General features: G+C 61.6%; 30 protein-coding genes and 1 pseudogene. 28 read left to right on the top strand and 3 right to left on the bottom strand.

The features are described 5' to 3' along the window. The first annotated feature begins 98 nt into the window (after positions 1–98). Positions 99–377, top strand: a complete 279-nt coding sequence (locus ROS217_RS20770) for a DUF5676 family membrane protein (RefSeq protein ID WP_009819797.1) — start codon at positions 99–101, stop codon at positions 375–377. Here the strand turns inward: ROS217_RS20770 and ROS217_RS20775 are convergent. Beyond that, entirely contained in the window at positions 374–1,075 is a 702-nt protein-coding gene (locus tag ROS217_RS20775; protein ID WP_009819798.1) for an IS6 family transposase, read from the bottom strand. The genes ROS217_RS20770 and ROS217_RS20775 overlap by 4 nt on opposite strands. Positions 1,076–1,277: 202 nt before the next feature. Between ROS217_RS20775 and ROS217_RS20780 the strand changes: the two genes are divergently transcribed. Both ROS217_RS20780 and ROS217_RS25145 read left to right on the top strand, forming a co-directional pair. Beyond that, complete coding sequence (locus ROS217_RS20780; protein ID WP_009819799.1) at positions 1,278–1,955, top strand: L,D-transpeptidase; 678 nt, start codon at positions 1,278–1,280, stop codon at positions 1,953–1,955. A gap of 592 nt (positions 1,956–2,547) precedes the next feature. Further along, positions 2,548–2,625 (top strand): annotated as a pseudogene (locus tag ROS217_RS25145) (IS6 family transposase); the annotation flags it as partial. A gap of 22 nt (positions 2,626–2,647) precedes the next feature. Here the strand turns inward: ROS217_RS25145 and ROS217_RS20785 are convergent. Continuing rightward, on the bottom strand, positions 2,648–3,994 hold the full coding sequence (locus ROS217_RS20785; protein ID WP_040651968.1) for an ISKra4-like element ISRssp7 family transposase: 1,347 nt from the start codon (positions 3,992–3,994) through the stop codon (positions 2,648–2,650). 196 nt (positions 3,995–4,190) lie between these two features. On the opposite strand from ROS217_RS20785, the gene ROS217_RS20790 reads away from it, so the two are divergent. Next, complete coding sequence (locus ROS217_RS20790) at positions 4,191–4,544, top strand: MerC family mercury resistance protein (RefSeq protein ID WP_009819802.1); 354 nt, start codon at positions 4,191–4,193, stop codon at positions 4,542–4,544. Then, a complete protein-coding gene (locus ROS217_RS20795; protein WP_009819803.1) occupies positions 4,541–5,329 on the top strand; it encodes a nucleoside phosphorylase in 789 nt (262 codons plus the stop codon). The genes ROS217_RS20790 and ROS217_RS20795 overlap by 4 nt, the downstream gene beginning before the upstream one ends. Before the next feature lie 69 nt (positions 5,330–5,398). On the opposite strand, the gene ROS217_RS20800 is transcribed toward ROS217_RS20795, so the two are convergent. After that, the gene (locus ROS217_RS20800; RefSeq protein WP_009819804.1) at positions 5,399–5,821 is read right to left on the bottom strand and encodes a MerR family transcriptional regulator; all 423 of its coding nucleotides are present in this window, start codon (positions 5,819–5,821) and stop codon (positions 5,399–5,401) included. A gap of 153 nt (positions 5,822–5,974) precedes the next feature. On the opposite strand from ROS217_RS20800, the gene merF reads away from it, so the two are divergent. The 23 genes from merF to ROS217_RS20905 all read left to right on the top strand — a co-directional run bounded on the left by merF (position 5,975) and on the right by ROS217_RS20905 (position 25,732). After that, positions 5,975–6,208, top strand: coding sequence for a mercury resistance system transport protein MerF (gene merF, locus ROS217_RS20805; protein WP_009819805.1), 234 nt, complete (start codon positions 5,975–5,977; stop codon positions 6,206–6,208). Positions 6,209–6,212: 4 nt separating this feature from the next. Next, positions 6,213–7,637, top strand: a complete 1,425-nt coding sequence (gene merA / locus ROS217_RS20810) for a mercury(II) reductase (RefSeq protein WP_157046734.1) — start codon at positions 6,213–6,215, stop codon at positions 7,635–7,637. A 179-nt stretch (positions 7,638–7,816) separates the two neighbouring features. After that, the gene (locus ROS217_RS20815; RefSeq protein WP_009819807.1) at positions 7,817–10,330 is read left to right on the top strand and encodes a heavy metal translocating P-type ATPase; all 2,514 of its coding nucleotides are present in this window, start codon (positions 7,817–7,819) and stop codon (positions 10,328–10,330) included. Between the two features lie 10 nt (positions 10,331–10,340). Next, positions 10,341–10,745, top strand: coding sequence for a Cu(I)-responsive transcriptional regulator (gene cueR / locus ROS217_RS20820; RefSeq protein WP_009819808.1), 405 nt, complete (start codon positions 10,341–10,343; stop codon positions 10,743–10,745). Beyond that, positions 10,739–11,188 carry a hypothetical protein gene (locus tag ROS217_RS20825; RefSeq protein WP_009819809.1) on the top strand — a complete coding sequence of 150 codons (450 nt, stop codon included), beginning with the start codon at positions 10,739–10,741 and terminating at the stop codon, positions 11,186–11,188. The genes cueR and ROS217_RS20825 overlap by 7 nt, the downstream gene beginning before the upstream one ends. Positions 11,189–11,326: 138 nt before the next feature. Next, positions 11,327–12,775, top strand: a complete 1,449-nt coding sequence (locus ROS217_RS20830; protein WP_009819810.1) for a multicopper oxidase family protein — start codon at positions 11,327–11,329, stop codon at positions 12,773–12,775. 19 nt (positions 12,776–12,794) lie between these two features. Beyond that, a complete protein-coding gene (locus ROS217_RS20835) occupies positions 12,795–13,721 on the top strand; it encodes a hypothetical protein (RefSeq protein ID WP_254656501.1) in 927 nt (308 codons plus the stop codon). 7 nt (positions 13,722–13,728) lie between these two features. Beyond that, a complete protein-coding gene (locus tag ROS217_RS20840; RefSeq protein ID WP_009819812.1) occupies positions 13,729–14,217 on the top strand; it encodes a DUF411 domain-containing protein in 489 nt (162 codons plus the stop codon). A gap of 10 nt (positions 14,218–14,227) precedes the next feature. After that, the gene (locus ROS217_RS24925) at positions 14,228–14,353 is read left to right on the top strand and encodes a hypothetical protein (protein WP_302621688.1); all 126 of its coding nucleotides are present in this window, start codon (positions 14,228–14,230) and stop codon (positions 14,351–14,353) included. Further along, positions 14,350–14,511: a hypothetical protein gene (locus ROS217_RS24195; protein WP_009819814.1), complete on the top strand. Its 162-nt coding sequence runs from the start codon at positions 14,350–14,352 to the stop codon at positions 14,509–14,511. Before ROS217_RS24925 ends, ROS217_RS24195 begins: the two co-directional genes overlap by 4 nt. Beyond that, entirely contained in the window at positions 14,508–14,987 is a 480-nt protein-coding gene (locus ROS217_RS20845) for a c-type cytochrome (protein WP_009819815.1), read from the top strand. The genes ROS217_RS24195 and ROS217_RS20845 overlap by 4 nt, the downstream gene beginning before the upstream one ends. Then, a complete protein-coding gene (locus tag ROS217_RS20850; RefSeq protein ID WP_009819816.1) occupies positions 14,984–15,556 on the top strand; it encodes a DsbE family thiol:disulfide interchange protein in 573 nt (190 codons plus the stop codon). The genes ROS217_RS20845 and ROS217_RS20850 overlap by 4 nt, the downstream gene beginning before the upstream one ends. Beyond that, positions 15,553–16,068: a TlpA family protein disulfide reductase gene (locus ROS217_RS20855; protein WP_009819817.1), complete on the top strand. Its 516-nt coding sequence runs from the start codon at positions 15,553–15,555 to the stop codon at positions 16,066–16,068. The genes ROS217_RS20850 and ROS217_RS20855 overlap by 4 nt, the downstream gene beginning before the upstream one ends. Before the next feature lie 8 nt (positions 16,069–16,076). After that, a complete protein-coding gene (locus ROS217_RS23740) occupies positions 16,077–16,349 on the top strand; it encodes a hypothetical protein (protein ID WP_254656502.1) in 273 nt (90 codons plus the stop codon). A gap of 28 nt (positions 16,350–16,377) precedes the next feature. Further along, entirely contained in the window at positions 16,378–16,683 is a 306-nt protein-coding gene (locus ROS217_RS20865; protein WP_050766483.1) for a hypothetical protein, read from the top strand. 64 nt (positions 16,684–16,747) lie between these two features. Next, positions 16,748–17,407, top strand: a complete 660-nt coding sequence (locus tag ROS217_RS20870; RefSeq protein WP_009819820.1) for an SCO family protein — start codon at positions 16,748–16,750, stop codon at positions 17,405–17,407. Beyond that, positions 17,404–17,844, top strand: coding sequence for a copper chaperone PCu(A)C (locus tag ROS217_RS20875; protein WP_009819821.1), 441 nt, complete (start codon positions 17,404–17,406; stop codon positions 17,842–17,844). The genes ROS217_RS20870 and ROS217_RS20875 overlap by 4 nt, the downstream gene beginning before the upstream one ends. Then, positions 17,841–18,440 carry a hypothetical protein gene (locus tag ROS217_RS20880; protein ID WP_009819822.1) on the top strand — a complete coding sequence of 200 codons (600 nt, stop codon included), beginning with the start codon at positions 17,841–17,843 and terminating at the stop codon, positions 18,438–18,440. Before ROS217_RS20875 ends, ROS217_RS20880 begins: the two co-directional genes overlap by 4 nt. Further along, entirely contained in the window at positions 18,437–18,937 is a 501-nt protein-coding gene (locus ROS217_RS20885; RefSeq protein WP_009819823.1) for a hypothetical protein, read from the top strand. The genes ROS217_RS20880 and ROS217_RS20885 overlap by 4 nt, the downstream gene beginning before the upstream one ends. Further along, positions 18,930–19,658, top strand: coding sequence for a cytochrome c biogenesis CcdA family protein (locus ROS217_RS20890; RefSeq protein ID WP_009819824.1), 729 nt, complete (start codon positions 18,930–18,932; stop codon positions 19,656–19,658). The genes ROS217_RS20885 and ROS217_RS20890 overlap by 8 nt, the downstream gene beginning before the upstream one ends. A gap of 236 nt (positions 19,659–19,894) precedes the next feature. Further along, the gene (locus ROS217_RS20895) at positions 19,895–20,245 is read left to right on the top strand and encodes a hypothetical protein (protein ID WP_157046735.1); all 351 of its coding nucleotides are present in this window, start codon (positions 19,895–19,897) and stop codon (positions 20,243–20,245) included. A 91-nt stretch (positions 20,246–20,336) separates the two neighbouring features. Next, entirely contained in the window at positions 20,337–22,544 is a 2,208-nt protein-coding gene (locus ROS217_RS20900) for an efflux RND transporter periplasmic adaptor subunit (protein WP_040651974.1), read from the top strand. Continuing rightward, complete coding sequence (locus ROS217_RS20905; RefSeq protein ID WP_009819827.1) at positions 22,541–25,732, top strand: efflux RND transporter permease subunit; 3,192 nt, start codon at positions 22,541–22,543, stop codon at positions 25,730–25,732. Before ROS217_RS20900 ends, ROS217_RS20905 begins: the two co-directional genes overlap by 4 nt. Positions 25,733–25,739: the final 7 nt, after the last annotated feature.

A 25,739-nucleotide genomic window follows, 5' to 3' on the forward strand; every position in this document is an offset into this window, starting at 1 on the left:
GTGTAACGCATGCGCACTGACAACGTCTTTATAACAAACCCGTGGAAACGCGGGGCCTGTCGTGCTTGCGCGACGTCGCGATTTCAGGAGTAATCCCTATGTCAGACACAAAACCACTTCGCATCTATCCTGTTGGCATGGCGCTTGGCGTCTTGCTGGCGGTGAGCTTCGTGCTCTGCGTTCTGTTCGGCCTGCTGTTTCCCGGGGCCACGATGTATCAGGCGTGGCTGCCTTTGCTGCCCGGCGTAAGCTGGATCAGCTGGCCAAGCGCTCTTCTGGGCCTCGTCGAAAGCTTTGCCTACGGCTGGTACGTCGCCATAAGGTGTTGTCACATTAACTCAACCAGTCTTCAGGTTGGCGTGCCTATCTCACATTAAGCGACATTGGCCGCGATTTTCCATGCCTCGAGTGCTTCGAGCCGGTGGTAGCGGATGGCGATGGCGGAGCGGCGGCGGGCTGGCACGGAGAAGCAATTGCGGGTGGCGGACTGTATGGACACGAAGCGTTGTAGTGCGCCCGGCGATCGAAAGCCCTGCATCACCCGCTCGCGTTTTCGAAAGGGCAGATGGTTGTTCTCGGCTCGGTTATTGAGTCCTTTGTGGGACCAATGATCCAGGCCAGGTGCGACCTCGCGCTTGGCGGCACCGTAGGATCGTAATTTGTCCGTAATGATCCGTTTGGGCACGAAACCCCAGCGTTTTATTAGTTTGACCAGAAGCCGCTTTGCCGCGCGCTTGTCCCGCTTGGGCTGTAGGATCTCCTCAAGGACGACGCCGTGTTGATCAACGGCTCGCCAAAGCCAGAAGGACCGGCCCGCGATCTTCACAACGACTTCATCCAGGCACCAGACATCGCCGGGGCGCGGTTGTCGTCGCCGAAGAGTACGGGCAATCAGCGGGCCAAACTTTACCGTCCAGCGCCGGATCGTCTCGTACGAAACGTCGATGCCGCGCTCCAACATCAACTCTTCGACTTCACGGAGGCTCAGGTTGAACCGGGCGTAGAGCCAGACGACATGAGCGATGATCTGGGGTGGAAACCGGTGGCGCTTGTAGCGGATGTCTTGATTTCGCATCGCCACCAACTATGCTGACAACCCTCGGCCAGCAATGTGCAGGGCGTTAACGTGACAACACCGCTTTAGGAGTTAAGGCTTGCAATATCAGGTTAACCCGGAGCGCATGGCTAATATGCATCGCCATATCTTGGTGGTCGAACAACGACAAATTCCAGGCGCGATACGGGCGACCAACAAATTCATGGAAGGATAGTGGAAGATGCTGACAAGACGACACTTCATCCAGACGAGCACCGCGCTGTTTTCGGCGTCCATCTCCAGCCCGCTCTTGGCCGACACGTGGCCTACCGAAGCGCAAAAGGCCGCTTGGGACGCACAGGTTACACCGACTGGATACGATCCGGCCACGTCCAACCCTTGGGGCCTGCACCCTCGCTTCCTGCCACAGCGGGTCGTGGCAAAAGAGGGGCTCGTACCCGGTGACATACATGTCGATGCAGTTGCGCGCTATCTGTACCACATCGAAGAAAGCGGCACGGCGATGCGCTATGGCGTAGCCATCGCGCGCGGCAAGCTCTACGAACCAGGCACCTATACAATTAAGCGCAAGGTCAGATGGCCGCATTGGCAGCCGACGCAGAACATGATCGACCGCGATCCGGAAATCTACGCCGAGGTCGCAGACGGAATGGAGCCGGGACCCAAAAATGCACTCGGGTCGCGCGCTCTCTATCTCTATGTCGGTGACCGGGATACGTATTTGCGTATTCATGGCACACCTCACCCGAAAAGCATTGGAGGTCGTGCGAGTTCCGGTTGCGTCCGGATGGTCATGGCGCATATCAACGGCCTTCACCCGAACGTCGAGATCGGCTCGACGGCGTTCCTCTACTCGGCCGAAGACAGCGTAACGCCTCGCCAACCGGGATCTGTGTGACTCTGCTGCGCTCGCCGACGCGTCACTAGAATGGGTCGGTCTGACGAAAGGGCTGATTGATCACGATGTCTGGCGCGAGATGCAGATGGGACTGCCACCAACAGCACGTAGCGGCACCAGGGTTGTTTCTACTGGGCCGCTATGAGCATACCAATAGCAGTCGTCTTCTTTGAGCAGCCTTGCGGACGCGAGATCCTGCCCGGGCGCGGTAAGTGCCCTGACTGTATCGGGAATATTTCCGATTTTATAAAGATTGTCGTCGTCGTTTGGCTTCGGGACGGTACAGCCTGAGACAACCAAGATTGCCAGTATGATTGGCGTGTTTCGGTTCGGCATATCTGTTTCACTCTTGTTGATTACGTTGTCCGCTACAAACACAGTTTGGATTGCGACGCCTAAATGGGGCAGCAAGCTTATAGGCTCACAATACTGTTTCCGTGCCGGGCGAAAAACCATTCTAAGCCCTTGAAGCTCTAGTTACTGTAGGAGCTAAACAATTGTGGAATCAATGAACCCTGAGGTCAATCCATGGTGTTGTCACGTTAACGCCCTGCACATTGCTGGCCGAGGGTTGTCAGCATAGTTGGTGGTGATGCGAAATCAAGACATCCGCTACAAGCGCCACCGGTTTCCACCCCTGATCATCGCTCATGTCGTCTGGCTCTACGCCGGGAGTGGGCAAAACCTGGTGGTCAAGCGGCCCGCTTTGAGACGCCTAGCCTTCCGTCAAGGACAGCGGCCCGAGTGACGGCAACCCGATGCGCGCCCCGCGGTGACCATCTCATGCGCCGCTGCTTGCCCATGCGGGTGTTGCCGATGTCATCAACGCAGCCTTCTGCCCGGGACGACGAAACTGCGAGGCCATTCCGGTGTCGATGGCCGTAGTCTACGAGCGCGTCGAAGTTGTTCGCAAGGTATGAATAGAGGTCCTGGCACCGGGCTTTGACGCGCTTGGCCGCTTCTCGTAATTCTCGGGTTTCGGTGTGCAGACGATCGCAATCGATCTGAAGAACGTTGAGGATTGTCGCGGCGGTCATCACTTTGCCGTGCCAAAGGTACCAACGCAGTGTATCGGCAGGTTGATCGAAGAGGAGCGGCAACCCTGAAAAGCCCTTCGATTGCAGAAGTCCCAGCACCGCATTTTCAATGTGTTTGACCCGCATCGAGATATGCCACCAGTCCAGTATGTGGGTGACAGGACCTCGAACGGCACGCCTCACCAAATTCGGCAGTGCAGCTTCGCCGTCCGAAATCACGGTCACTTTGCTCTGACCGTCCCAGCCCTGCGCGATCAGGTGATGTCGGAGCTGCTTTGCGGGAGAACTGGCGGCTTGCTGCACGAGGCCAAACCGCCGGCTCATATTGGGGCTTTCGACCTTGCCGACCACGACATCCAGGTGGCGCTTCTGGTATTCAGACCGACATCGTATGTGCGCACCATCCAGGAAAACGGTCAGTGGGGAGGGCGGCGCGATTGTATCCGCGTCTCCTTGGCTTGCGTCGTCGTGGCCTAGCTCGTCGGCGATGCGACCCAAGCGATTTCGAACGGTCGTGTTCAACTGAGCCGAACAGGGCAGGAACATTTCGATCAACGTGGCGGCTTCCCGAAACGAGTGCCTGGCCCCCAATTCAGCCTGCAGGCGCCGAAGTTCGGAAGTCGCACGGTCAGAGAACAACCCGGCAAGTGGTGATTGCGGCCCAGATTTCGCGATCCCGGCCGGTTGGCACAAACAGCGTCGAAGCCTTGGCCACTTCACCCGAATTCGCCCGAAAAGAGTGTCGAGAATACGGCCTCGATCATCATGGATCGCGCGTTGTTTGCCACAGCCATCGCATTTCCGGCGAGCCTCTATTGCTTCACCGACCTGATCTTGCACAATCGCTTCCTGCAAGCGCCTCAACAAGGTCTTTGCGTCGTCGAGGAGAAGGCCCAAATTCTCGGAACCGAACTCGTCCGGCGCACGGCGAAGTCGACCGATATCGCGCCTCTTGGTTTCTCCATCGTCAAACGTCGTCTCGACAAAAATGCTTACATCCATGGTGGGTCCCGCCTTGTTCCGAAACCTTAACCTACCACGTCGACCACCAAGTTTTGCCCACTCCCGGACGGACCACTGTCAACACGCGCGGGCGCGGCTCACGCCGGGTTGATCGCGGCAGGGCTTGTAAGCGCGGCGGATTGCCCGCAGCATCCGCGCGGGGCATGATCCGGAGAACATGTGAAAAGGTGTATTCATGACGGACAAGACATCGCGGCGCTGGCTGGCCCCGCTTGGCGCGGCGCTGTCGCTGATCGCCTGTTACGGCACGCTGGCGGCGGTGGCGCTTTTGGGTGCGCTCGGGGTGGGGGTCGCGCTCAATAAGGCGGTATGGGCCGGGGCCATCGTGCTCTTTGCCGCGCTGGCGGTGGTCGCACTGGCGCTGCGGTGGCGGCGTCACGGGCGGGCGCTGCCGGGTCTGCTGGGCGGTGCCGGGTTGGCGCTGATCGTCTTCGTGATGTATGTCAGCTATTCGCTGCCCGCTGAGTTGGGGGGCTTTGCGCTTTTGTGCCTTGGGACCTATGCCGATTGGCGCGGCGGGCGGGCATGAGCGACGAAGGTCTGCCGCCGCTCCTGCGCGACAAGGACCACGGCGCGCCCTCGGCGTTTACGCCCGAGAGCCTTTTGCGCGAGGCGCGGCGGCAGAAGGGGGCAGAGCGGGTGACGGTGCCCGGGATTTGCCTGCTCGATCCCGATGGCGATATCGTCCGCGCGCTCTGCGCCGAGGGCCGCGCGCGGCGGCATGCGGGATGGGTCTGCTATCACACCGAGATGTGGGTGTTCGAGCTTGAGGGACGCGAGATCGGCGTGGTGGGCTGCGCCGTGGGCGCGTCTTTCGCGGTTCTGGTGGCTGAGGAGATGTTCGCCTCGGGCTGTCACCTGCTGATCAGCGTCACCTCGTCCGGGCAGATCACGCCGCAGGGCGCGCCGCCCTATTTCATCGTGATCGACCGGGCGTGGCGGGACGAGGGCACGAGTTACCACTACCTGCCACCCTCGGATTGGAGCGCCGCGCCGGAGCACCTCCTGTCACGGCTGGAGGGCATGTCCAACGACAGCCCTCGCGTGCTGACCGGCCCGACATGGACCACTGACGCACCGTTCCGCGAGACTGAGGCCGCCATTTCTGCGGCGCGATCGCGCGGCATCCTCGCGGTCGAGATGGAAGCCGCAGCGCTCTACGCTTTCGCAAAGGCACGAGATCGGGCCGTGATCTGCTTTGCCCATGTAACGAACCAGATGGGCACGATCGAGGGCGACTTCGAGAAGGGCGAGGCAAACGGGACGGCGGACGCGCTCGTGGTGGTGGCGAAGGTCGTGACACGGCTCGGCTGATCCGGTTAGCGTTCCATGGTCCTGAACGGATTGGGGAGCGGGAGTGTCGCTGCGCCATGGAGGGGAGCGCTACAGGGCAAGTCCACCGATCGTGTCGAGCACCGGACAATCCGGGACTTCGGCGCCGGAGCACCGGGCAGCAGTTTCCGCGAGAACTGTTTCGATACGCCTGAGATCCGCGATCCTCGCGCGGACATCGGAAAGATGGCGCTCGGTGCGTTCCTTGACCTCCGCGCAGGTGGGCGCCGCGCCGTCCTCCAGTCCAAGAAGCCCGCGGACGTCTTCCGTCGAGAAGCCGAGTTCGCGGGCGCGCAGGATGAAGCGCAGGCGCGTGACGTGCACGGCAGAATATATGCGGTAGCCTGCACCCGTGCGCGGCGGGTCGGGCATCAGACCGGACTTCTCGTAATAGCGGATTGTTTCAATGTTGCTGCCGGTCGCGCGGGCCAGTCCGCCGCGCGTGAGGCCACTCTCGCTTTCGTGATCGGTCATGGGCAAGTCACCTCTTGAGCCTGTAGTAGCTACAGAGCTTATGCAATGTCTGGATCTTAGACGAGAGGTGCGCGACATGACACTGGCAGACTACCGACCCGATACTCGCTTAGGCCAATGCCGACCACCCCGCGCGCGTCTCGGGCTGACGAAATGACCGAACGTACCGACCGCAAGCTGCTCGCGACCGGCCTCATTGGCACCGTCCTCGCGGCGCTTTGCTGCTTCACGCCAGTGCTGTTGGTGCTGTTGGGTGCAGTGGGCCTGTCTGCCGCACTCGGCTGGATCGACTACGTGCTGCTTCCCGCGCTCGCCTTCTTTGTCGCGCTCACCGTCTATGCCCTCTGGCGGAGGCAGCGCCGGACAAACACCGAAACGAATGGATGACCTGATGAAAGACGAATGCTGCACACCCGAGGGTGACTATGACCTCGTCGTCATCGGCGCGGGGTCGGCCGGCTTTTCCGCTGCGATTACGGCGGCCGAGGGCGGCAAGCGCGTCGCGCTGATCGGTCATGGCACCATCGGCGGTACCTGCGTGAACGTTGGCTGCGTTCCGTCCAAAACGATGATCCGCGCCGCCGAGGCCGTGTATGGCGCGTGGGCGGCGTGCCGCTTTCCGGGCCTCAACGGCGAGGCGCAGGTCGCCGACTGGGCGGCGTTGGTCGCGGCAAAGGACGATCTGGTCGCGAGGTTGCGCCAGAAGAAATACGCCGACCTGCTGCCGGGCTACGATAGCGTGACATATATCGACGAGGGTCCGGCGCGGCTCGTTCCCGGTGGTGTCGAGATCGACGGGCGCATGATCACGGCGTCCAAGGTCATCGTCGCCACCGGCGGGCGGCCTGCCGTGCCCGACATTCCCGGCCTCGCGAGTGTGCCCACGCTCGACAGCACCTCGCTGCTGGAACTGGAGAGGTTGCCCGAGAGCCTGATCTTTCTCGGCGGCGGCTACATCGGCGTGGAACTGGCGCAAATGATGGCGCGGATGGGTGTCGGCGTGACCATCGTCTGCCGCTCGCGCCTCTTGTCGCAGGCAGAGCCGGAAGTCTCCAAAACCCTTACCGAGATATTGCGCGCCGAAGGTTTGACGATCCTCGATGGCGCGGTCTATCACACCGCGCAGTGCGACGGGGACCGCGCGGTCCTGACCGTGACGGTAGACGGCACCACCCGCGATCTTGCGGCCGATCATCTCGTGTTGACGACGGGACGCGTGTCCAATACCGAGGGACTGGGTCTGGCCGATATCGGTGTCGAGGCAGACGCACGCGGCGCGATCCGCGTCGGCGACGACATGCAGACCACGAAGCCTGGCGTTTTCGCAGCGGGCGATGTGACCGAACGCGATCAGTTCGTCTACATGGCCGCCTATGGGGCCAAGTTGGCGGCCCGAAACGCGGTACTGGGCGGCTCGGAACGCTACGACAATGCGGAAATGCCCTGGGTGGTGTTCACCGATCCGCAGATCGCAGGCGTCGGGCTGACTGAGGCGCAGGCGCATTTGGCGGGCCATGAGGTCAAGACCAGCGTACTCTCCCTCGACAACGTGCCCCGCGCGCTGGCCGCCCGCGACACGCGAGGGCTGATCAAGCTGGTCGCGGATGCGCAAACCGACCGTCTGCTGGGCGGCGTGATCATGGCGCCGGAGGGAGCCGACAGTGTCCAGACGCTCGTCCTGGCGTTGAAGTTCGGTATGACGACCAAGGCGCTCGGCGAGACGGTCTTTCCTTACCTCACGACGGTCGAAGGCCTGAAACTCGCCGCACAGACCTTCGATATGGATGTTGCGAAGCTGTCGTGCTGTGCAGGTTGAAGTAGTAATACACGAGTGTTCACCAAGACAGGCATAGAAAACAGGGAAAAGCATTCGGCGACAAGCGCCTCCCGAGCCTCGGCTCCCGTGCGCCCAAGTTTCTTCCAATACTATCTTGACCTTCCAGTTACAGGAACCTCTATGTGAGAGACAACCTCGCAGGATGGAAGGTCAGGATCATGGATACGCAGCATATCAAGATAGCCATTGAGGGCATGACCTGCGCGTCTTGCGTGGGGCGGGTCGAAAGAACATTGACGGATGTGAACGGGGTCAGTGACGTCTCGGTCAACCTTGCCAATGAGTCCGCGCAGTTCGACATCACAGAAGGTGCCGATTTCAGTCAGGTCGCTACGGCGCTTGAGAGCATTGGCTACCCACTGCGGACACGGACCGTGAAGCTGACCCTGACGTCGATGTCCTGTGCTTCTTGCGTGGGCCGGGTGGATCGCGCGCTTGGCGCGCTGCCCGGCGTTCTGGACGTCAACGTGAACCTCGCCTCCGAGAGCGCGGTGGTGACGATTGCCGACGGGGCAGTGACCCCGCAGGATCTTTTGGCCGCGACGCGCGCGGCTGGCTATCCGGCGGAGCTTGCAGAGACGGGCGAGGGCCACTCGGCGGTGGCCCGCAAGGAGGAAGACGCTCGCCTGATCGCCCGCAAGACCATGATCGCCGCCCTGCTGGCGCTGCCTGTCTTTCTGATCGAAATGGGCAGTCACTTGATTCCTGGTGTCCATGACCTGATCGCAGGGACGATCGGGCAACAGGCAAGCTGGTACATACAGTTTGCGCTGACGACGATCATCCTCGCGGGGCCGGGGCGGGTGTTCTTTGCCAAGGGCATTCCCGCGCTGCTGCGCGGGGCACCGGACATGAACAGCCTTGTCGCGGTCGGCACCGGCGCGGCCTGGGCCTATTCGGTGGTGGCGACCTTCCTGCCGGGCCTTTTGCCCGAGGCCGTGCGCGCGGTCTATTTCGAGGCGGCGGCCGTGATCGTCGTGCTGATCCTTCTGGGTCGCTGGCTGGAGGCGCGCGCCAAGGGCCGGACCGGGGCGGCGATCGAGCGCCTGTTGGGGCTTCAGGCCCGCACGGCCCGCGTGATCCGCGATGGCGACGCGAAGGATATCGATATTGACGATATTCGTGTCGGCGACACCCTGCTGGTGCGTCCCGGCGAACGCATCGCGCTGGACGGCGAAGTCACAAAAGGCGAGGCCTATGTCGACGAGAGCATGATCACCGGTGAACCCGTGCCAGTGGCCAAGACCGAAGGCGATGCGGTGACCGGCGGCACGGTCAACGGGTCGGGGAGCCTGCACATTCGCGCGACGCGGGTCGGCGCGGATACGACGCTGGCGCAGATCATCCGCATGGTCGAAGAGGCGCAGGGTGCCAAATTGCCGATCCAGGGGTTGGTTGACCGGATCACCTTGTGGTTCGTGCCGGTCGTCATGGCCGTGGCCGCGCTCACCGTGGCGATCTGGTTGGCGATAGGGCCGGACCCTGCCGTAACTCTGGCGCTCGTCGCAGGAGTTTCGGTGCTGATCATTGCCTGCCCCTGTGCCATGGGGCTTGCGACGCCGACCTCGATCATGGTGGGCACCGGACGCGCGGCGGAAATGGGTGTGCTGTTTCGCAAGGGGGACGCGCTGCAGGCGCTGGCCTCCGTCGGCGTGGTGGCACTCGACAAGACGGGCACGGTGACAGAGGGACGCCCTGAAATGACCGATCTGGTGCTGGCTGACGAGTTCGCGCGCGATGAAGTCCTGTCGCTGATCGCCGCGGTCGAGAGCCAGTCCGAGCATCCCGTAGCCGAGGCGATTGTCCGTGCGGCGCAGGCCGAAGGGGCCGCGCGCGCTGATGCGGAGGGTTTCGAATCGATCACCGGCTACGGTGTGCGTGCCCGCGTGTCGGGACATGACGTGCTGGTCGGGGCGGATCGCTTGATGGCACGTGAGGGGCTGGACACGGGCGACCTTGCCAAGGCAGAGGCGGACCTCGCCGCAAAGGGACGTACCGCGCTCTATGCCGCGATCGATGGTCAGGTCGTCGCCGTCATTGCCGTGGCCGATCCGGTCAAATCCGCCAGCGCCGAAGCGATCCGGTCCCTGCAGGGCATGGGCCTGCGCGTGGCAATGATCACCGGCGACAAGCGCGAGACGGCGGAGGTTATCGCGCGCGAGGTCGGGATCGACACGGTCATCGCGGGTGTACTGCCGGATGGCAAGGTGGCCGCGCTGGACGAATTGCGCGAAGGCGGGGCCCGCATAGCCTTTGTCGGTGACGGGATCAACGATGCGCCCGCGCTGGCCCATGCGGATGTCGGTATCGCGATTGGCACCGGGACCGACGTGGCCATCGAATCCGCCGATGTGGTGCTGATGTCGGGCGACCTGCGCGGCGTGGTCAACGCCGTTCAGGTGTCCCGCCACACGATGCGCAACATCCGGCAAAACCTGTTCTGGGCCTTCGGCTATAATACCGCGCTCATTCCGGCGGCGGCGGGGGTGCTTTATCCGGCCTTCGGGCTGCTGCTCTCGCCGGTTCTGGCGGCGGGGGCAATGGCCCTCAGTTCGGTTTTTGTTCTGACAAACGCGCTGCGCCTGCGTCGATTGCGCCCAGTGATGGATGAAGGCAAGCGCTCCAGCACCTCAATTAACCCGCACGCAGCCCAACCCGCCCCGGCACAATAGGAGACACGCTATGAATATCGGAGATATCGCGCGGATTACGAACCTGCCCGCCAAGACGATACGCTATTACGAGGATATTGGCCTCGTAAATCCGGCACGCGATGACAACGCGTATCGCCGTTTCAACGATAACGATGTGCATAAGCTGGGATTTATCGGACGCGCCAGATCACTGGGTTTCACGATTGAAGATTGTCGTGCTCTGTTGGCTTTATACGAGGATAAGGACCGCGCAAGCGCTGATGTCAAACAGATCGCCCAACACCATCTGGACCTTATCGATGCGAAGATCGCCGAGTTGAAGGCGATGCGCACCACGCTTGGCCACCTCATCGAAAGCTGTGCGGGTGATCACCGGCCAGATTGTCCGATCCTCGAGGATCTGGCTGTGATTTCACAGAAAGAGCCATGCTGATGCACTTCGTTCGCCCCAAAGGACAGATCGTCGCGGCGCGACAGGTCACAGGGTCGTGGCTGGACACGCTTTCCCGCTCAATCTATTGTTCGCTCATGCGTCGTGTTTCATCCATATTCCTATTGGCCTTTCTCGCGATATTCGCTGCGGGTAATATTGCGCATGCGGTAAGTGCTAATAAGATGGCGCTGGACATGGCCGTAATGGATGGCAGCACGATGGCCATGGAAGACTGCCAAGGCTGCCCGACAGATGGCGAAGGCGCCGCAGATTCGACTTCGTGCCAAATTGACTGCACTGCCCCCGGTGTGGTGACATTGACGGCTTCTACGTCTCTTGATTTTGTGATGCCGATCCTTCGTCAGGACCGCCCCCTCAGCGTGACCTTGACGAATGGTCTGCGAGCTCCGCCGGACCCGTTCCCACCCCGACACCTCATCTGATCCGACGCCACGGGCGCTGACCACAGCGTGTCCGTGACCGTCGGACTGCGTATTCTGGAACCTGAGCGGTTCCGGGACGCCCTTGATCGCGCGACCTCTGCGCGAGCCCCGATGGTAGAGATCAGATGAGACAGACACATGAAATCGACATTCACACCGGCGCTGTCGCGCCGCGGCTTTCTGGCCGGTAGCGCTGCGGCAGGTGCCGCGTTTTCCCTCCAGCCCGCGTGGGCTGATACCCAACGCGTCTTCACCCTGCGCGCTGCACCGGGGCGGGCGAGGCTGGTTCCCGAGCCGTGGGGCGAAAGTGATGTCTGGTGCTATGGCGGCACCGTGCCCGGCCCCGAGATCCGGGTGCGGCAGGGCGACCGGCTGCGCATCGCGGTCGAGAATGCTCTGGAAGAGGACACGACCGTGCACTGGCACGGGCTGCGGGTGTCCAACGCCATGGACGGTGTACCGCATCTGACGCAGGCCCCGATCGCACCGGGGGAAACCTTCACCTACGAATTCGACGCGGTCGATGCCGGCACATTCTGGTATCACCCGCACCAGCGCAGCTTTGAGCAGGTGGGCCGCGGCCTCTATGGTCCCCTGATCATCGAGGAAGCAAACCCGCCGCGCGTTGACCGCGAGCTGGTCTGGGTGCTCGACGACTGGCGGCTGACGCAAGAGGCCGAAATCGACGACAGCTTCGGCGGATTTCATGACATGAGCCACGGCGGACGGCTGGGAAATACAGTGACGATCAACGGCCGGGTGCCGGGCGCCGAGCCGGTGCGGGCGGGCGAGCGGGTCCGGCTGCGCCTGATCAATGCCGCAAATGCCCGCATCTTCGCACTGGATTTCGGTGAACTAGCACCGCAGGTCATCGCGCTCGACGGCCAGCCGGTCACACCGCATGCGCCGCAGGATGCGCGCGGATGGGTGGTGATCGGCCCGGCGATGCGGGTCGATCTGATGCTCGACATGACGGGTGCACCGGGCGAGACGGTGACGGTCATCGACCGGTTCTTTTCAGACCGGAATTACGAGTTGGTCGATCTGACCTATTCCGAGACGCCCCTACGCGATGCGCCGCCCAACTGGGAAATGGCGCTGGCCCCGAACCCACTGCCCGAACCCGATATCGGCCAAGCCCGCCGTCACGAAGTGATCTTCACCGGCGGCATGATGGGCGGGATGGTCGAGCGCCAGATGGGCCTTTCCGGAAGGGGTGGCATGATGGGCGGTGGGATGATGAACCGGATGCATGACGGCGGCATCTGGTTCGTCAACGGGGTCGCGGCCGAGGGCCATATCCTCGACCCGATGCTGGTGCTGGCGCGCGATGCCAGCCACGTCATCGCCATGACCAACGCCACGGCGTTTCATCACCCGATCCACCTGCACGGCCATTCCTTCCGCGTGATCAATCGCAACGGCGTGCCCACGGCGCATCATGAGTGGCAGGACACGGTGCTGATGGCCCCGCGGGAACGCGTCGAGATCGCCTTCGTCGCAGACAATCCGGGCGACTGGATGTTCCACTGCCATATCCTCGAGCACCAGGCGGGCGGAATGATGGGTGTGATCCGTGTGGCGTGAGGGGCGCAAGATGATAAACATGAATGACCCTATCACAAAACCACTCGGACGGCGCGGCGTGCTGGCCCTGCTGGGCGGTGTGGTCGCCGCCGGGCTGTTATCAACGCAGCCGGCGCGGGCCTTAGGCACGTCACACTCTGCTCTGGCGTTCGACGGTGATGCGCTTGTCGTTGCGGGCTCGCAGGTGTGGCGGTTTGATCCGTCCGGCGTTGCAAGCCTCCTGCCTGAGCCGCGCACCCCGATCCGGGCTTTGGCCTGTCACCCAGACCGGCGGGGGAGGCTTTTCGCGGCGCTGGAGGGCGGCGGTCTGGACCGGTTCGACGATGGGGGCCGAACATGGGCTGCGGCCTCGGACGGCTTGCCGCTTGCGCAGGTCACCGCGCTCGCCATTGCGGCGGGGGCACCTGACACGGTCTATGCGGCGCTTGCGGGCGACGGGCTTTGGCGCAGCGAGGATGCGGGGACCAGCTGGTCTTTCGTCATGGACCGCCCCTGGCTTGCCGAGGCCGAGCGCGAGGTGCTCACGCTTGCTTCGGTCAATCTCGCCAGCGGTATGGGCGGTATCTGGATATACGCCGGGACCGATCAGGGCGTGACCCGAGTGCCCGACTGTTTCTGCCGCTGGCAGGACGTGGTGGCGGGTGACGCGATGGATGCGCTGGTGGCCGGAACGCCGCCCGCGCCTGAGGCACCGTTGCCAAAGGGCGAACCCGTCAGCGCGCTGGTCGCAGCCCATAGTGCGCCGGAACGGCTCTACGCGGCCTTGCCTTCGGGGATTTGGGTATCCGCAGATGGCGGCGTGGTCTGGGAAAACAAGTCCAGCCTGCACGCACAGGCGCTCGCCGTTGATCAGGTAGACCCCAACCACATTGCCGCCGACACCAATACCGAACTGAAACACAGCCGGGACGGGGGCACCACCTGGGCCACCCTTGCCGCGCTCTGAGAAAGGAATGCCGATCATGAAAAAGATAATTGCCATCACCCTGGGGATCGCCGGTGCCGCTACAGCCGCCTATGTCGCGACCGACAGCGATACCCGCCCGACCCTTGTCGCATCCGCCGCCGCACAAAGTGCCGAGCCGGTGACGATCTGGCGCGATCCCGGCTGCGGTTGCTGCGACGCCTATGCCGAATATCTGCGTGCCGAGGGCTTTGCGGTCAATGTGATCGACGACCGCGATTTCGACCAAAGGTCGATCGAGATGGGCGTGCCCGAGCGGGGCATCGGCTGCCACCTCGCCATGATCGATGGCTATGTGGTCAGCGGCCTCGTGCCGTCCGAGATCATCGAGCGGTTGCTGGACGAACGTCCCGACATCACTGGCATCACCCTGCCGGGCATGCCCGGTAACGCGCCGGGGATGGCACCCGCGAAAACCGGAACCCTGCGCACCTATTCTTTCTGGCCTGACGGCGTCGCCGTTTATTCCGATGAATGAGCGCGCGGACATGTTCGTCGATACGTTGGAGGCCGCCGTCGCGAACCTCGCGGTGATCCTCGGCCCCATACTGGCTGCGGGCGCAATCTGCCTCGTGGTCCGTGAAATTCTCAAACACATATGGAGTTCGACATGAACGGAACTTTAGACGGCCCCGGAACGGGCTTTGCGGACGATTGCATGGGCCAGATGATGGGCATGATGATGGGCGGAAGCCTGATCATGCTGCTGTTTGTCGCGGTGCTGGTCTTCGCGGCGGCGGCGCTGGTCAAATATCTTCGGCAGCCTGCATGACCCGCCTCGGTCATTACGCGGCGGGTCTCGTTGTGGCGCTCGGCTCGGCGGCCTGGGTGATCGCCGACGATGCGACGACCGTTCCCGAGGGGCTAACCTTTCTCGGCGCGCCGGTGACGGCCGAACAGGTCGCGCTTGGGCAGGAGGTGTATGCCGCCAATTGCGCCGTCTGCCATGGGGCCAAGCTGGAGGGTGAACCCGACTGGAAGCGGCGCAAGGACACCGGACGAATGCCCGCCCCGCCGCATGATGCGAACGGCCATACCTGGCACCACGCCGACCGCCAGCTGTTCACCATCACCAGGCTGGGTGTCAGCGCGATCGTACCCGGCTACGAAAGCGACATGCCGGGCTTCGAGGGGACCCTGTCCGACGACGAGATCAAAGCCGTTCTGGCCTTCATAAAGAGCACCTGGCCCGAGCGAGAACGTGGGTTTCAGGCCGAGGTGACCGCCAATGACGAGGGCGGATCATGACTGTCGCAACAGAGCAAAAGAGGCGCCGGGTTTCCCTGCTGATGGTGTTGCCCGTAGCGATTTTCATCGGGCTTGGCACCGCCTTTTCCTGGGGGCTCTGGAACAAGGACGATCGGCCGCCCTCGACGCTGATCGGCAAGCCGGTGCCGGAATTCGACCTGCCACCAATCGAGGGGCGCGCCGACGGGTTGGCCACCACCAACTTGGCGGGTGAGGTGTCCATCGTCAGTGTCTGGGCGTCATGGCGCGTGCCTTGCAGGGTCGAGATGCCCCTTCTGGTCGAACTGGCGGCCACTGGTTCGGTTCCCATCTACGGCATCAATCACGGCGATCCACCCGGTGCTGCGCTAGCCTTTCTGGATGAGCTTGGCGATCCCTATACCCGGATCGGGGCCGACCGGAACGGACGTGCCTCCATCGATTGGGGCGTCTACGGCCTGCCGGAAACCTTCGTGATCGATGGAGAAGGACGGATCGCCTACAAGCATGTCGGCGCATTCGACCGCCGCGCGCTGGAGAAAGACATCCTGCCCGTTGTCCGCCGGTTGCAGGGAATTGGTGGAACATGAGACGCCGCGACCTGCTGACCGGTGCGCTGGCTTTTGCTGCGACACCCGCTGCCGCACGCCCCGTGATGCCGCTGCACAAGACCCCGCGCGAGATGCTCTCGCCGCCCTTCGTGGATGGCATCGGGCGTGACCTCACCTTGGCTGATTTCCAAGGCCGCGTTGTGTTGCTCAATATCTGGGCCACCTGGTGCGCGCCTTGCCGGGAGGAAATGCCGACACTCGATGCACTTCAGGCGCGGCTTGGTGGTGACGATTTCCATGTCCTGCCGCTGTCGATCGATCGGGCGGGCCTGGGGTCAGTGCGCCGCTTCTACGACGAAATCGGTATCCGGCATCTGGATATGTACCTTGCAGAGGACATCCGCGCGATGCTGGCCTTTGCCGTCATCGGCCTGCCGACAACGATCCTGATCGACCGGCAAGGGTACGAGTTAGGCCGCCTTTCCGGCCCGGCTGACTGGGACAGTCCAGGCAACATCACGTTCTTCGAGACAACCATAGCAAAAGGATAAGACCCATCATGACTAATATACCTCTTGTTCGTCGCCGTCAGGCCGCGCCCGCCCGCTGGCCTCTGAGCCGCCGCCAGACCGTGATCGCGGCGATGATCGCCGTCGGCGCGGGCCTCTGGCTCAACTGGGGCTGGCTTGCCGCGATCGGTGTGGCCCCCCTGATCCTGAGCGTCGCCCCCTGCGCTGTGATATGCGCCACCGGATACTGCGTCATGTGCAAAAGCAAGGGCTGTGACGCAGCGAAAACCCCGGCCGATATGCCGGACACGACGAGGGACTGATCTTTCAACACAACCCAAGGAGATGACCATGAAAACGACCACGACACTGAGCTTCGCTGCCACGTTCGTAGCTCTTATCGCCGCCCCGATGGCCTTTGCGCAGGACGACACGGCGCCCGCGCCGATGGGCGGGCAGATGATGCAAGGCGGCGGCATGATGAGCGGGGATATGTCCGGCATGCAGAACATGATGGGCATGATGCAGACGATGCAGCAGATGGGCCCGATGATGGAGGCCTGCACCGAGATGATGCAACAAATGGCCCATCACAGCCCCGAGCATGACCTGCCACCCAGTGGGACCGGCGCAGACCCCGCGCCGCAGGGCGGTTGACCGAACGCTGCCCGGGCCGCAATCGCGACCCGGGCAACTCCACCTAATTAAAGGGCCCGATCACATGGACCAGACTTCTAATGCCGATGGCTTGCGACGTATCCGTCGCGGTCTTTGGGCGCTGACCGGCGTTGCCGCCGTCGCCCTCGGGGCAGCCGTCCTCTGGCAAGCACGGACGACCCCAGCGGCTCTGCCCGGCACCCGCGTCACCGGCGAGGCAGCGATCAGCAATGCCTATACCCTGATCGATCATACCGGACGGTCGGTGACGGCCGACAGCTTCGACGGTCAGTGGCAGCTGGTGTTCTTCGGCTTCACCCATTGCCCGGATATCTGCCCGACGACGCTGGCGTATATGGCGCAGGTGATGGATGAGTTAGGACCTAAGGCCGCACAGGTGACACCGATCTTCATCACCGTGGACCCGGCCCGCGACACGAGGGACGTCATGGCCGCCTATGTCGAGGCGCTCCATCCACGCATGGTCGGTCTGATCGGAACTGAGGGGCAGGTCGCCGAAGCCGCGCGCAATTTCCGCGTCTGGTACGAGCGCACCGAAGACGAAGCTGCGCCCGACGGTTACACCATGGCCCATTCCGGATACATCTACGTTTTGGCCCCCGACGGGCGCTTCGTCGATGTCTGGCTGGAGGGCGATGCGCCCGCCGAGAGCTTCGCCAATAATCTATCGACTCTCCTTCAAACGACAGGATCATCCTCGTGAAAACCATTGCTCTCGCCGTTGTCTGCGCGGCCCTCCCGACTCTCGCTGCCGCCGATGTGAGTGTCACAGACCCGTGGGCCCGCGCCAGCATCCTGGCCAGCCGCCCCGGCGCCGCCTACCTGACGCTTGAAAGCGATATCGCGGACCGGCTCACGGCGCTCGAAACGCCGGCGGCGGGCCATGTGATGCTGCATGACACTGTAACGGATGCCAATGGTGTCTCCCGCATGAACCATATTGAGGCGCTCGATCTAGTCTCCGGCACCCCCGTCACCTTCGCCCCCGGCGGGATGCACCTGATGCTGATGGGGCTGACCGGCAAGCTGGAGGAGGGCAGCACCTTTCCGCTGACGCTGAGTTTCGAGAACGCAGGGGATATCACGGTCAAGGTGCCGGTTCTGAGCGTGACCGCAACCGGGCCGGAGAATGCAGAATGAAACATATCCCTGTCTGTCTCGGGCTTGCCCTGTCGCCGGTTCCGGCTGGCGCGCATCATCCAGGCGAGCGGGTCGACGAGGTGATGGCCGCGCAGGAACCCGCGTTCGAGGCCACTGACCTGCGGCGCACGCCGCACCTGCGGGGGACCGATGCCGATGGCGGAGCCTTTCGGTTGGACGCCCTTCAGGACCGGATCATCGTGGTCAGTTTCGCGCCTGAGGTTTGTGGCGCTCCCTGCGAGAGCCAACAGGTGCTGTTGCGTGAGGTGCAGACAGGGGTGAATGTCACACCGATGCGCGAGATGGTCACCTTCCTCACGGTGGGCCCCGCGGCAGAGGGCTGGGACAGCACGAACTGGCACCCGATTTCTATCGAGGGCGGTATCCTTGAAGCAGCAGATGATTTTGCCGCCTTGTCGGAACGCGACACTGACGCCCCGATGATCCATGTCATCGATCGTGGCGGGCGTCCCGCCGCGATTTTCCACGGCGCGGATTTTTCTCATGTGAACCTGATCCTGTATATCAACGAACTGACCAACACGCCGCCGCCCGAACCGGGCCGCTTCGAGCGTATCTTCGGAGCCTTCCAATGAGAGCTGTCCCGTTTACACATGTCGCGGATTCGCGCGATTGGCTGGGCGCGCTGCGCCGGTATTTCGTCTTCTCGGCTATCGCGCACCTTATCTGGGAATTCGCGCATATGCCGCTCTACACGATCTGGTTAACCGGAACGCCGGGGGAAATCGTCTTTGCGGCGGTTCACTGCACCGGTGGCGATATCCTGATCACGCTCAGCGCCTTTTTTCTGCCGCTCCTGCTGTTCGGTCGACCCACGTGGCCGAAGACGCATGCGCCCCGTGTTCTGCTTGCTGCGCTGATCTTCGGTGTTGGCTACACGATCTTCAGCGAATGGCTGAACATCGAGATCCGTGAGGCCTGGGCTTACCGCGACCTCATGCCGGTCATTCCCGTGATCGACGCAGGACTGAGTCCAATTCTGCAATGGGTGGTCATTCCGACTGCGGCCTATTCCTATGCTCTTGGTTGGTGGCCATGGCGACAGAGAGCGCTGGAGACTTCGCATGGCTGACCTCTCACTCATCGGCATGACTGCGGCCCTTCTGGCCGGGGCTATATCCATTGTCTCACCATGCGTGCTCCCACTTGTGCCAGGCTATGTCTCCTACATCGCCGGGGGCTCGGTGGGCGGCGCGGTGGCCCCGGGCCGCGGGCAGGTCGTCTGGCTCAGTCTTTGGTTCGTGCTGGGGTTTTCCACGATCTTCATGATCCTCGGGGCCTCGGCAACCGCCGTCGGGCAATCGCTGCTGCGCTGGCGGTATGAGCTCAACATTCTGGGCGGCGGCATCATCATCCTGTTTGTCCTGTTCATGCTGGGGGCGGCACGTATTCAGGCGATGGAGCGGGATGTCCGTTTTCACCTCGACCTGCCGGGAGGACGCCCCACGGGCTCTTACGTGCTTGGGCTCGCCTTCGGCTTTGGCTGGACCCTCTGCATCGGTCCGATCCTTGGCGCGATCCTGACGGCGAGCGCGACACGTGCAACGATTGGACAGGGCGTGACACAGCTCGCGATCTACTCCGCCGGGCTTGGCATCCCGTTCCTGATCGTCGCCGCCTTCACCGATCGTCTGACGGGCCGTTTAAGAGGGGCCGGACGTCTGGGCCGCCGTCTGCATCAGATTGCGGGCGTGGTGATGGTCCTGATGGGTTTGGCTATAATCACTGGACAGTTGGGCGCGCTCTCTTACTGGTTGCTAGATGCATTCCCGGTGCTGGGGAAGATCGGGTGACGTTATCTCGACGGTTGAGAAAATGAAATAATCCTGAAGGTTCAGGTGCGAAAAACGGAGCACTCAAACCTGTAAAAGTGTTACTTGCGTCAGTGCTTTGGACACAGGTAACGGACAAAAGGCCATGTTACGACATTGTGACTTGCATCTAATCCACAGCCCCTTAGTTACCGATTGTGATGAGAAAAAGTCGAAACACGCGTTACAGCAATCTGAAGGTCTCTGGGCTTCTGCTCATGACCATTGCGTGGCTGTTGCTAAACACCATGTACCCGGTCATGGCAAGTTCTTATCCTGCCGGTTCTGCAACGATGCAAACGATGGAAGAGTTTGATCCATTTAATCACTTCGGCCACAGTGCGCAGGTAACGCACAAACAACACGCCGAACCAACCGACATTCCATCGGCGCCCAGTGATTCAATGAAAGACTGCGTGTCGTTTTCCTGTTGTCTGATCACGCGTGAGGAGCCGGTGCTCCTGCAAGCATGGCGGCATCTCTCAACATTGAATTTCGACAAGAGCGGCCAAGCAATCTTTGTCGACTTCAAGCCGGGCTCTAAAGACAGACCTCCAAAACATCTCTGATCCCAAATTGAACCCGGGCAGGGCGTTTGCACGCATGTCCGATTCTTCAGATCGAGGATGCGGGCGATGACACGCCCGAACGGAGAATGTGATGCGAGGACGCTTTACCGCGTTGGGCATACTGGTCATAGGTGCAAGCACTTTGGCCGGAATTGCTGGCGAACGATATTTGCTGAACCCTGCAGTGGGGACAAAGACCACCGGGCCGGACGTCTTGTACTGGGTCGCGCCGATGGACGCGAACTATCGCCGGGACGGGCCGGGCAAATCTCCCATGGGCATGGATCTTGTCCCCGTCTACGCGGGTCAGGAGCCGTCCGGTGATCCTGCCGAGGTGCAGCTATCTGCATCCGAGATCAACGCGATCGGTGTCCGCACGGCGATTGCTAGGATGGAGGCTGTCTCAGAACGGATTGATACCGTGGGTTACGTTAGTTACGACGACCACCTGACAAGCCATGTCCATACGCGCGTCGAGGGCTGGGTCGAGACACTCAATGTGCGCGCCGTGGGCGATCAGGTCGCTGAGGGCGACGTTCTTTTCGAGATGTTTTCACCTGCGATCGGGTCTTCCAGTGCGGATTTGATCCGGGCCATCGAAGCGGGCGATAAGAGAATTGTCGAACTGGCGCGCAGCAGCCTGCGCAGTCAAGGCATGTCGGATCGGCAGATTGACGAAATCGCCAGCTCTGGCAGGTCAGCTCGCAACCTGCGTGTCTACGCACCGCAAAACGGCGTTGTGATTTCGCTGGAGGCGGCGGACGGGATGTTCCTGCAACCCAACACGCGAGCGATGTCGCTCACCGATCTGTCGCAGGTCTGGCTGATCGCCGATGTCTTCGAGCGTGATATCGGGAGGCTGTCCGAAAACATGACAGCCGTTGCCGAATTCGCACACCTGCCGGGCCGGCGTTTCGAGGGGCGGATTGACTATATTTTTCCGGAGCTTGATGCCCGCACACGAACGCTGCCGGTGCGGTTGCGATTCGACAATCGCGAAGGGCTGCTCAGGCCGAATATGTTCGGCACTCTCGCCCTCGTCCCGGAGCAGACGCGCGAGGCAGTGACGATTCCAAGTGAGGCGATCATTCAAACGGGGCGGGCGGAGAGGGTCATTCTCAGGACCGGAGAGGGCACGTTCAAACCAAGGCTCATCACAACAGGCCTGCGCGATGCCTTCGGCGAAGGTGGACGGACAGAAGTCTTGCAGGGATTATCCCCCGGCGAAGAAGTTGTGGCGTCTGCCCAATTTCTGATCGACAGCGAAAGTTCACTTTCCGCAGGGCTGACGCGCATGGCCCCAACCGACGCAGCCCCTGCGCAGGGACAGGGCACGCTGGTTGCGCTTGAACCGGACACACGCATGGCGACCATTCGCCACGATGCGTTGGAAAGCGTTGATTGGCCGGCGATGACCTCACAATTCCCGGTTAGGGCGGATATTGCGATTGATCGCGTCAATATCGGGCAGCAGGTGGCGTTTCGCATTGCGCGTGGGGCGGATGGTCGGCTTGGCCTGATTGATCTTGGGGCGGATGACGGGATTGCGGCTACCGCGACGGGTTTGGTCGAGGCTGTAACACCCGATGGCAAGCTCGTCATGCGTCATGACGCAATCCCTGATATTGGCTGGCCCGCCATGCAGATGGATATACCGCTCGTCGGGCCTGACCCGGCAACGGTGCCCTTGGGTGAAAGGATCGAGTTCGATCTTGCGAAGGATGAAGATGGCAACTTTGTCATCGTCGATGTTCGCGCAACGGGCGCCGAAACGGGCACAAAGGAGCAGGGCGCGACCGCGCCGACGGCTTCCGCATCCGAGCCGACACCGCCGATTACTGTCCCTGGTCGCATAGAAGAGATCAGCGCAGGGGAACGGACAGCTACCGTTTCGCATGGGCCGATACCGGAGACGGGCATGCCGACCATGACAATGGCGTTTGACCTTGCCGATACGCTTGATCCGGCAACGCTTGTCCTCAACACCGACCTTTTACTGACATTCGTTCGTACCGACGGAATGACCATGGTCTTGACCGCTGCCGAACCTGCACAACCACCTGTACAGGTGTTGGGGACGATCAATAGAATAGATGCATATGCCGATCGTGCCAATATCACCCACGGCCCGATCCACGATATCGGTATGCCGGGGATGACGATGGACTTTGCCATCGCGCCAAACCTCGAAACTGACAGTTTGCCGGTTGGCAGGGAAACTGGGCTGCTTTTTGCGCGCAATCCCAACCTGTCGCTGACCCTTGTCGGGGTCACACCCGCGCCGGAGTTGTTGCAATGATTCCGTCGATCATCAGGGCATCGATCACCAATCGGCTTTTGGTGCTCGTGCTCGCCGGAATGTTGGCGGTGGTCGGAGTCTGGTCCATCCGTTCCACCCCGGTTGATGCGATACCCGATCTGTCCGATGTACAGGTCATCATCAAGACCCCTTTTCCGGGGCAGGCCCCGCAGGTGGTTGAGGACCAGGTAACCTTTCCCATCACCACGGCTATGCTCGCCGTACCGGGGGCAACCGATGTGCGTGGCTTTTCCTTCTTTGGCGACAGTTTCGTCTATATCGTGTTCGAGGACGGCACCGACCTCTATTGGGCGCGAAGCCGTGTTCTCGAATATTTGGCCCAGATCACATCCGACCTGCCCGAAGGTGTTGCCCCCGAATTGGGGCCGGATGCAACGGGCGTCGGCTGGATTTATCAATATGCGCTGATCGACCGGACCGGGGGCCATGATCTCGCACAGTTGAGAACGCTACAGGACTGGTTTCTGAAATTCGAGTTGCAAACGGTTCCGGGTGTATCCGAAGTGGCCACCATCGGTGGCATGGTCAAACAATATCAGGTCGTCGTCGATCCCAACAAGCTGCGCGCCTACGATCTCTCGCTGTCACGCATTCGCGCAGCAATCGAAGCCGCAAACCGGGAAACCGGGGGCAGTGTCATCGAGATGGGTGAAGCGGAGTACATGGTGCGCTCTACCGGCTATGTGGATGAGTTGGCTGATCTGGCTGCCGCGCCGCTGATGGTCAACGCGCGCGGCGCGGCAGTCACTCTGGGCGATGTCGCCGAAATCCGGCTCGGGCCAGAAATGCGCCGCGGGGTTGGCGAGTTCGGCGGCGAGGGCGATGCTGTTGGCGGCGTGGTCATCCTGCGATGGGGCGGGAATGCGCTGGCAACGATCAATGCTGTAGAGGCACGGATCGAAGAATTGCGCGGCAGCCTGCCCGAGGGCGTGGAAATTGTCACGACCTACAATCGTGCCGGGGTTATTGAGCGGGCGATTGAAACCCTGAAGGATAAGCTGACCGAGGAATTCATCGTCGTGATTCTCGTCTGCGGCGTCTTTCTGCTGCATCTGCGATCCTCACTGGTAATCGTTCTCTCGCTGCCCCTGGGCATCTTCGCGGCTTTCGTCATCATGAAGCTGCAAGGTGTCAACGCCAACATCATGTCGCTCGGCGGCATTGCGATTGCCATCGGGGCGATGGTCGACGCGGCCATCGTGATGATCGAAGCAATGCATCGACGGATCGAAAAAGAGGCTCTGACCAAGGAAAACCGTTGGCGAATCGTAGCCGAATGCTCATCCGAGGTGGGTCCGGCGCTTTTCTTTTCCCTGGCCATCATCGCGGTCAGTTTCCTGCCTGTCTTCGTCCTTGAGAGCCAGGAAGGGCGTTTGTTCAAGCCATTGGCTTTCACCAAGACCTATGCCATGGCGGCCGCTGCGATCCTTTCGATCACATTGGTGCCGGTGCTGATGGGGTATTTCGTGCGCGGGCGGATTCTGCCGGAACAAAAGAATCCATTGAACAGGTTGGTGATCTGGATCTACCGGCCTTTTCTGGATGCGGCCGTGGCCTGGCCCTGGGCGACATCGGTGCTTGCGATCGCGCTGGTTCTGTCCATGGCCTGGCCTCTGCAACGGCTGGGGACCGAATTCATGCCAGAGCTAAATGAAGGCGATCTTCTATACATGCCGTCGCTCTATCCTGGTGTGTCCATCGGCAAGGCGCGCGAAGTCTTGCAGCAAACGGATCGGCTGATTGCCTCCCTTCCTGAAGTACAAACAGTGCATGGCAAACTGGGGCGCGCCGATACGGCTACGGACCCGGCCCCCCTGACGATGGTCGAGACCACAATTCAGCTCAAACCCGAAGCCGAGTGGCGAGAGGGCATGACAATGGAGCGTATTCGCGACGAGCTGGATCGCATCGTTCAAGTTCCAGGAGTGACCAATGTCTGGATCCAACCGATCAAGAACCGCATCGACATGCTGGCCACCGGCATCAAGACCCCGGTCGGGGTCAAGATTTCTGGTGCTGACCTTTCGGTGATTGAACAGATTGGCGTCGAAGTCGAAAAGGCCGTTGCCGGTATCGATGGCACGGCATCCGCCTTTGCCGAGCGTCCTATCGGCGGGCGTTTTGTCGAGATTAACGTCAATCGAGATGTCGCTGCCCGTTACATGATGAGCGTGCGTGAGATTCAGGATGTGGTGCAATCCGCAATCGGAGGTCTGAACGTTTCCGAAAGCGTCGAGGGATTGGAACGGTTCCCGATCAACCTGCGTTATCCGCAGGACTGGCGCGACAGCCCGGAAAAGCTGCGTGATCTGCCGGTTGTGACGCCTTCGGGCGCGCATGTGCCACTTGGGGCGATGGCCGATATCTCCGTGGTGGATGGACCCGGAATGATCCGGTCGGAAAATGCACGGCGCACGGGATTTGTCTTCATCGACATCGTCGGACGTGATCTGGGCGGCTATGTCGACGAGGCCCGCCAAGTTGTGGCTGAAACCGTCACCCTGCCACCGGGATATTCCATTACTTGGGCTGGGCAGTACGAGTTTATCCAGCGGATGCAGGATCGACTAACCCTCGTGGCGCCTGCGACGCTATTGATCATCACGCTGATGTTGTTCATGGCGTTCTCGCGCGTGACAGAGGTTGCAATCATACTCGCGGCCTTGCCGGTGGCTTTGGCCGGAGGTGTCTGGTTGATCTGGTATCTGGCCTTTGATATTTCCGTTGCGGTTCTGGTGGGCTTTATTGCTTTGGCCGGTGTCGCAGTCGAGACGGCCATCGTGATGCTGCTCTACCTTAATCTGGCATGGGAGAAACGCCGTGCACTCGCTCGGGATCAGGGGCGTCCTCTGACATCGCAGGATGTCGAGGAAGTTGTTTTTGAAGGAGCCTTGTTGAGGGTGCGACCCAAGGTGATGACCGTGGCCACGATCTTCGCCGGGCTTGTGCCGATCATGTATGGCCACGGGACCGGCTCCGAGATCATGCAGCGCATTGCCGCCCCGATGATCGGAGGCATGGCGACGGCAACCCTGCTGACACTCTTGGTAATCCCCGCAATCTATGTGATCTGGAAACGTCTCGCGTTGGTGCGCGTTAACCGCGAATTGGTTAACGAACGCCAAGAACCCACTGATTTCGCAACTTCCGCAGTGCCTGGCGAATGATCGTCCG

The sequence above is a fragment of the Roseovarius sp. 217 genome (assembly GCF_000152845.1).
Lineage (GTDB): Bacteria > Pseudomonadota > Alphaproteobacteria > Rhodobacterales > Rhodobacteraceae > Roseovarius.

Coding starts and splice junctions, on each gene's coding strand:
- merA (WP_157046734.1), top strand. CDS start 6,213: ATGAAAGACGAATGCTGCACACCCGAGGGTGACTATGACCTCGTCGTC.
- ROS217_RS20845 (WP_009819815.1), top strand. CDS start 14,508: ATGACCCGCCTCGGTCATTACGCGGCGGGTCTCGTTGTGGCGCTCGGC.
- ROS217_RS20800 (WP_009819804.1), bottom strand. CDS start 5,821: ATGACCGATCACGAAAGCGAGAGTGGCCTCACGCGCGGCGGACTGGCC.
- ROS217_RS20895 (WP_157046735.1), top strand. CDS start 19,895: ATGACCATTGCGTGGCTGTTGCTAAACACCATGTACCCGGTCATGGCA.
- ROS217_RS20815 (WP_009819807.1), top strand. CDS start 7,817: ATGGATACGCAGCATATCAAGATAGCCATTGAGGGCATGACCTGCGCG.
- ROS217_RS20855 (WP_009819817.1), top strand. CDS start 15,553: ATGAGACGCCGCGACCTGCTGACCGGTGCGCTGGCTTTTGCTGCGACA.
- ROS217_RS20835 (WP_254656501.1), top strand. CDS start 12,795: ATGAATGACCCTATCACAAAACCACTCGGACGGCGCGGCGTGCTGGCC.
- ROS217_RS23740 (WP_254656502.1), top strand. CDS start 16,077: ATGACTAATATACCTCTTGTTCGTCGCCGTCAGGCCGCGCCCGCCCGC.
- ROS217_RS24195 (WP_009819814.1), top strand. CDS start 14,350: ATGAACGGAACTTTAGACGGCCCCGGAACGGGCTTTGCGGACGATTGC.
- ROS217_RS20890 (WP_009819824.1), top strand. CDS start 18,930: ATGGCTGACCTCTCACTCATCGGCATGACTGCGGCCCTTCTGGCCGGG.
- ROS217_RS20840 (WP_009819812.1), top strand. CDS start 13,729: ATGCCGATCATGAAAAAGATAATTGCCATCACCCTGGGGATCGCCGGT.
- ROS217_RS20850 (WP_009819816.1), top strand. CDS start 14,984: ATGACTGTCGCAACAGAGCAAAAGAGGCGCCGGGTTTCCCTGCTGATG.
- ROS217_RS20880 (WP_009819822.1), top strand. CDS start 17,841: ATGAAACATATCCCTGTCTGTCTCGGGCTTGCCCTGTCGCCGGTTCCG.
- ROS217_RS20885 (WP_009819823.1), top strand. CDS start 18,437: ATGAGAGCTGTCCCGTTTACACATGTCGCGGATTCGCGCGATTGGCTG.
- ROS217_RS24925 (WP_302621688.1), top strand. CDS start 14,228: ATGTTCGTCGATACGTTGGAGGCCGCCGTCGCGAACCTCGCGGTGATC.
- ROS217_RS20865 (WP_050766483.1), top strand. CDS start 16,378: ATGAAAACGACCACGACACTGAGCTTCGCTGCCACGTTCGTAGCTCTT.
- ROS217_RS20900 (WP_040651974.1), top strand. CDS start 20,337: ATGCGAGGACGCTTTACCGCGTTGGGCATACTGGTCATAGGTGCAAGC.
- ROS217_RS20785 (WP_040651968.1), bottom strand. CDS start 3,994: ATGGATGTAAGCATTTTTGTCGAGACGACGTTTGACGATGGAGAAACC.
- ROS217_RS20870 (WP_009819820.1), top strand. CDS start 16,748: ATGGACCAGACTTCTAATGCCGATGGCTTGCGACGTATCCGTCGCGGT.
- cueR (WP_009819808.1), top strand. CDS start 10,341: ATGAATATCGGAGATATCGCGCGGATTACGAACCTGCCCGCCAAGACG.
- ROS217_RS20775 (WP_009819798.1), bottom strand. CDS start 1,075: ATGCGAAATCAAGACATCCGCTACAAGCGCCACCGGTTTCCACCCCAG.
- ROS217_RS20830 (WP_009819810.1), top strand. CDS start 11,327: ATGAAATCGACATTCACACCGGCGCTGTCGCGCCGCGGCTTTCTGGCC.
- ROS217_RS20770 (WP_009819797.1), top strand. CDS start 99: ATGTCAGACACAAAACCACTTCGCATCTATCCTGTTGGCATGGCGCTT.
- ROS217_RS20825 (WP_009819809.1), top strand. CDS start 10,739: ATGCTGATGCACTTCGTTCGCCCCAAAGGACAGATCGTCGCGGCGCGA.
- ROS217_RS20905 (WP_009819827.1), top strand. CDS start 22,541: ATGATTCCGTCGATCATCAGGGCATCGATCACCAATCGGCTTTTGGTG.
- merF (WP_009819805.1), top strand. CDS start 5,975: ATGACCGAACGTACCGACCGCAAGCTGCTCGCGACCGGCCTCATTGGC.
- ROS217_RS20795 (WP_009819803.1), top strand. CDS start 4,541: ATGAGCGACGAAGGTCTGCCGCCGCTCCTGCGCGACAAGGACCACGGC.
- ROS217_RS20780 (WP_009819799.1), top strand. CDS start 1,278: ATGCTGACAAGACGACACTTCATCCAGACGAGCACCGCGCTGTTTTCG.
- ROS217_RS20790 (WP_009819802.1), top strand. CDS start 4,191: ATGACGGACAAGACATCGCGGCGCTGGCTGGCCCCGCTTGGCGCGGCG.